Below are 1,076 nucleotides of genomic sequence, written 5' to 3'. Positions count from 1 at the left end.
GTGTAGATCGCCTCGTTGATCATCGGCAGCAGGATGCGGTTGACGATGAAGGCCGGAAAATCCTCCGAGACCGTGATCGTCTTGTCGAGCTGCTTCACGTAGGTCTTGGCTGCCTCGAAGGTCTGGTCCTCGGTGGCGATGCCGCGCACCAGTTCGACCAACTTCATCAGCGGCACCGGGTTCATGAAATGTATGCCGATGAACCGCTCCGGCCGGTCGGTCTGCGCGGCAAGCCGCGTGATCGAGATCGACGAGGTGTTGGTCGCCAGGATGGCTTCGGGATTGAGCTGCGGACAGAGCTGGGCGTAAATCTTGCGCTTGACCGTCTCGTCCTCGGTCGCCGCCTCGATGACCAGATCGGCGCCGGCAAGATCGGCCATCGCCGGGGCGGCCGAAATGCGGCCCATCGCGTCGTTGCGCACCTTTTCGTCGAGCTTGCCCGACCCCACCTGGCGGGCCATGTTGCCGCTGATGGTGGCGATGCCCTTCTCTATGCGGTCGGGGGATATATCGTAGATCAGTACCTTGTAGCCCGAAAGCGCGGAGACATGGGCGATGCCGCCGCCCATCTGGCCCGCGCCGATGATGCCGATCGTCTCGATCTTGCTCATTACACCGATCCCGTCCTGAGCCCTTCCGCATGAATTGCGAAAGCGCTCCACCTTTTTGTTTTCCGCAATTCCGGACGCAAAATCGCTGCGCACTTTTGCTGGAATTGCTTTTGGCCTTTGCGGCCTGGTTTTTGTGCAGTGCAAACTAAAAGGGCGGGGCGACTTCGTCTACCCCACCCCTCACTATTTAATACGCTTTGGCAGAAAGCGTCAAAGCGCCTTTTGCAGCTCCGGCAGAATGACGAAGAGATCGCCGACAAGGCCGTAGTCGGCAACCTGGAAAATCGGCGCCTCCTCGTCCTTGTTGATGGCGACGATAACCTTCGAATCCTTCATGCCGGCGAGGTGCTGGATGGCGCCGGAGATGCCCACCGCGATGTAAAGATCGGGGGCAACCACCTTGCCGGTCTGGCCGACCTGCCAGTCGTTCGGCGCATAGCCGGCGTCGACCGCCGCGCGCGAAGC

2 protein-coding genes are annotated in these 1,076 nt (G+C 60.7%); both read right to left on the bottom strand.

Annotation, left to right across the window (positions count from 1 at the left end; translation table 11 throughout):
* Positions 1 to 611, bottom strand: a 611-nt coding sequence (locus tag EN993_RS36140; RefSeq protein ID WP_127266273.1) for a 3-hydroxyacyl-CoA dehydrogenase NAD-binding domain-containing protein, incomplete at its 3' end; no start/stop codon positions are given.
* A 210-nt stretch (positions 612 to 821) separates the two neighbouring features.
* The coding region (locus EN993_RS36135) for an FAD-binding protein (protein ID WP_206532492.1) at positions 822 to 1,076 on the bottom strand (255 nt) is incomplete at its 5' end.

The organism is Mesorhizobium sp. M7D.F.Ca.US.004.01.2.1 (assembly GCF_003997785.1).
In the GTDB taxonomy this organism is placed as follows: domain Bacteria; phylum Pseudomonadota; class Alphaproteobacteria; order Rhizobiales; family Rhizobiaceae; genus Mesorhizobium; species Mesorhizobium loti.
This window is presented reverse-complemented; position numbering and strand designations above follow the sequence as displayed.